The organism is Streptococcus oralis, from assembly GCF_001075875.1.
GTDB lineage: Bacteria > Bacillota > Bacilli > Lactobacillales > Streptococcaceae > Streptococcus > Streptococcus oralis_I.
This window is the reverse complement of sequence record NZ_JUOS01000157.1, coordinates 1-4595: the sequence shown is the minus strand read 5'-3', so window position 1 is coordinate 4595 and position 4595 is coordinate 1. Positions and strand designations below refer to the sequence as shown.

Sequence of the window (4595 nt, the reverse complement as noted above, 5' to 3'; positions counted from 1 at the left end):
GTTGAACTCAAAGGTAAAGGCATAAGAGCTACCTTTGGCAATCTTATCTCCTGCCTTGATCACTTTACCATTCTTCAGGATAACATCGTATGGCAACGTTAGCTCTTTTTCTGCTGTGTATTCTGTACCCTTGATGATACCCTTCCAATTACCAGTATATCTGTCATGCTTAGTATCAAGCTTATCCAAACCGTCATATTGGTACAATGTATCATGTTTTTCTGGAACAGTTACTCCATCAAGAAGGTACTGAACAAAATCACCTAGCTGAACTTCATTGCCATCAAGGACTTTCTTGCCAGTTCTATCAAGTACATGTTTTTCTGGCTTAACATTTGGAACTTCAACTGTTACAAGATTCGACTGATAGCTATTCCCAAAATCGATCTGTTTAAAATCGTTCTTCACGATTTCTCCCTCTTTTACTAAGAGTTTCGCTGAAAGATCAATCGTCACATTTTTATTTTGCTTCACGTAATTGTTGTAGAAGCTCGCAGAGTCTTTCGCAACCCAAAGATAGAATTCACCTTTAGGTACCAAGTTCAATTCTTTCAAAATATTATTGATAGCATCCGTACGCCCAGCATCTGAAAGAACATGATACATATCAAATAGGTTTTTTACGTCTTGTCCTACAGCAGTCATCTTGATTTTACTGTGGTCAACTGTGAAGGCTTTGTCTTGAACATCATCCAGGATTCCAAACTTCTTACCAAGTGCCTGCGCTGAAGCAAGAGTTTTGGTGTATGGACTGTAATCTGTTGTCAAACGGAAGGTCACGTTGCGGTCAAATGTTTTAGCTTCATTGATATCCTTGCCAGAATGATCTAACACAGATTTGACTGGTTTTGGAGGTCTTGGAGTGTAGTTCGTAACAGTATTTGAGAAAACTTCATAGTTATTCACTAACACTTTATAAGTGTTGTCATAGAAGCCCTTGTCATAGATTGGTTTCCAGGTAATCACAGGAGCTTCTAAGTGCTTCCCTTCGTAGGTTACAGTAAAGGTATAAGTGTTCTTTCCTGTATCATAGGCAACGCCCCATCCTGCTTTCTCTGCAGCTGCCTTTGTGACAGCTACATCAGGAACAGCACCAGCTTCGAGTGGATCAATGATGGTAATCTTGTCTCCCTTTTTAAGGTTAGCATAGATATTATCATGATGCAATGTATAAAGCTGAGTAGCATTTTTAGCTACTGTTTGCCCATCTGTATTCGTTTTATCTGTATCAGATACAGACTTGCGGACAGTAGGTTTATACTGCAATTTATAACCGTGATAGCTTGCGGATAACTTCTGATTTTTAGTTTCAGATAGAGTTTTAAGAGTCAATGTTGGTTTGACTGGATTCTTTGTATCAACCAATTCAGCTGATACAGGTTCAGTTTTGACAGGTTTCACAGTTGTTTTTGTGATAATTGCAGTAGCTGGAACTTCAACAACTGGAGCTACAACCTTAGTATTCAAAGCAAACCAGTATGTCTGTCCTGCTGGTGTTGCAGAGCCATCCCATTGAGCAAAATCAGTAGTGAAATTAGTACCTTCAGTAAAGACACCGAGTGCTGCTCCCTTATATTGATAAGGAGAGTCAGAAGTATCCCATGTAACTCCTACATTTTCCTCTGTATTGTAGTTATCAGCATAGTTGTAACCATCGTTTTTATGGTATGTTACAGTTGAACCGTTAATCTCAACATTTTTACCATTAACTGCTCCAGCACCTTCCCAACCAATTTTGTTATAGTTAAGAGATGAATAAGTTATACTTGCTGGAGTTTTTTCTGAAGCAGTGAACACTACTTCTTTACCATCAACATTGTAATAATAAGTATCAGTTACTCTAAACTTCATGTAATCAGAAGTATCACCAATACCATCATTACGAGCTACAACAAAGCCTTCTGTTGGATCGTTCAAGACGTATACATCATTCAATCCTGTCTTTCCTTGATTAAGGATTTCAAATTTTCGATGAATACGAGAAATAGAATGTTTTGAACCATCTGCAGTTGAAACAGTTAAACCTTTTAAACCTGTATAGTCAATTTCAGTTTTCCAGCCGTTACCAACATCCTTATATTTTAAAACTTTGGTAGAATCAAGAATACGACCATATCCTGAAGAACCACTTGAGGAAGAAATATAACTTGTCGTTACTACTGTTGAACCTGAAGCAGATGACTTCACTGTTGCTTCAGGATTAGCTGTTGCAAGACTGAGAGCCTGTAAGACAACCTCTTTTGTGAACCCTTCCGTACTTGTTTTAGATTGAAGTTCATTGTATTTCTTCTGCCAGTCTGCTTGTGCTTTCTTAGCTTTATCATAAGCTTCTTGGTTTTGTTTCCCAATTTGCTTCGCTTCATCAGCTGAAGAAACTTCCTGTTTTTTAGAAGTTAAAAGTACGCCAGAATTTTTCAAATCAGCTGATTTGCGATCAGCATCTTGATTGACTTGATCACTAGCTTTCTTCTTCTCTGTGTAGGCAGCCATGATGGCTTTGTTAAGCTCCACTTTGCCTTTTGCAGTTGCAATAGCTTGGTCATTTAGTTTCTTCAGTGCTTCTACTTCTGCAACTGATGTTACTGTACGTGTTGCTACACTAACAGTAACATCGTTCTTTTTCAATTCAGCAGTTGCAGTGTCTACTGCTTTGTTTAAAGAAGTAGCCTGCTGGACAGTAGCATCATACTTAGATTTTTCACCCAGGTATTTTGTTACTGCTTGTTGGTTATCTGACAAGACCTGTTTAGCTGTTTGAGTAGCTTTCTTGTTTTGGTCTGCTGAACCATCTGTGGCAGTCGAACCGTCATTCGTCACTGTGACAGTTGTTGCCCCTTCATGCTTGGCTTTTTCATCAGCTACAAATTGATTGTTAGCGTGAATAGCTTCCTGTGCTTCCTTGAAAGCTTCGTTGTTTTGAACTTGTTTTGTAGTTGTGGCTTCAAGTTCCTGAACTTGCTTATCCTGATCATCTTTGATTTCAGACTTAGATTGTTCAAGACTAGATGAAGTAGTGTCTGTACCTTTGTCAACATTTGGTGTTTCAGATACAACTACTCCAGCTTTTTTAGCCTTGTCAGCAGCCTTTGTGACTGCTCCATTATCAATCGCTACAGACTGGCTTCCTGTTGTTTTACCAGCTTGTGTAGCGTATGCGTTGTTGTCGTTTTTGCTTTCAGGCTGTACTGCTTCATCCGCAAATGCTGAACCTGCAGAGAAGGCTACAAAACCTGCGATTGCAATACCTGATGCTAAACCTTTAGCCCATTTTTTCTTACGGAAATATCCGTGTCCTTTTGTTTTTTCTGTCATATTTCTTTCTCCTTCACTTAATTAAAATAATTTCTTCTTGTAGAAGTAGCCAATTGCTGTCAATAACATTCCACCGATTGCAGCTAGGAAACTTTTTTCTGTTCCTGTGTTTGGTAAAGTCACCATTTTACCATCTGCAGTTGAAACACTGATGGTCTTGTCTTCATTCGTAACACCTCCAAGTGCTTCAGGAGCAACTACAGAGCCATCTGAAAGGACAAGATTTCCATCTTTAGTGCTGACAATGGAATCACCTGTACTGGTTTGAACAGGTGCTTTTGTCACATCATGAACCACCTGACCTGTTGAGCTTGAAGTGGTTCCAATTTGTGACTTCCCTTGCTGATTCGCTTGATCAGTAGTTTTTGGCTGTTCATCTGGAACACCATCTAGGCTACCTGCGTTATCCTTATCTTGCGCCTTATCTGAAGGCGCTGGTTTATCAGCTGGCACTCCGTCAAGACTTCCTGCGTTGTCTTTGTCTTGTGGTTTATCTGATGGTGTTGGAACACCATCGAGACTACCTGCATTATCCTTGTCTTGCGCCTTATCTGAAGGTGCTGGTTTATCAGCTGGCACTCCGTCAAGACTTCCTGCGTTATCCTTGTCTGAAGGAGCTGTCGGATCAACTGGAGTAACTGAAGGCTCTGTTAACTGATTTGCTGGAGCCTCTGTTTCTGTTGAAGCGCTTGGTGCTGTCGGCGTAACAACTTCTGTCGCTGGAGCAGAAGAATCGATTGGTGCAATTTCGTCTGCTGATACATAACCAGCTTGTGCAAGTACGATTGTTGAAAGAGCTAGTGTAGCTAATACTTGTTTCTTGTTCATTGTAATTTTTCCTTTTCTAATTTTTAAGATAATTTGATTCCTTTGGTTCTGTTTCTACAACAAATCCATATTTTGAAGAATCAGAAGCTTTTACATCAAAAGTTAATCTAACGCTAGATGATTTATCCCCTCTTTTGACAGACAGGATATAGGAAACCGTATATCTTTGAGTTTCTGAATCATAATTCAATTTCTCTAAAATAACGGACTGTAAAATACCTTCTTTTGGTTTGGTAAATTTTGCATCACCTTCAGAAAGAAAAGCTACTAGGTTTTCTTTTTTGCCCGAGTAATAAGAAGGTAAGAAATAACGGCTAAAGACATCAACTTCATTTTTCGTTGAAATGATTAGTTGAGTATTTTTTTGTTCCTGATATAATAAATTTACTTTTTCTGACTGGTTTGACAGTTGAGCGAAAGCAAAAAATACGCAAATGATATTTATTACTGACAAC

General features: G+C 38.9%; 2 protein-coding genes and 1 pseudogene. All 3 read right to left on the bottom strand.

Annotation, left to right across the window (positions count from 1 at the left end):
* Positions 1-3312, bottom strand: a 3312-nt coding sequence (locus ADM33_RS08620; RefSeq protein WP_049504545.1) for an SspB-related isopeptide-forming adhesin, incomplete at its 3' end; no start/stop codon positions are given.
* 21 nt (positions 3313-3333) lie between these two features.
* Positions 3334-4140 (bottom strand): LPXTG cell wall anchor domain-containing protein, encoded by an 807-nt coding sequence (locus tag ADM33_RS08615; protein ID WP_049504542.1) that lies wholly within the window; start codon positions 4138-4140, stop codon positions 3334-3336.
* A 16-nt stretch (positions 4141-4156) separates the two neighbouring features.
* Positions 4157-4595 (bottom strand): annotated as a pseudogene (locus tag ADM33_RS08610) (hypothetical protein); the annotation flags it as partial.

What these genes read in the sequence shown, in the direction of transcription:
- ADM33_RS08615 (WP_049504542.1), bottom strand. Translation starts at nt 4,140, where the DNA reads ATGAACAAGAAACAAGTATTAGCTACACTAGCTCTTTCAACAATCGTA.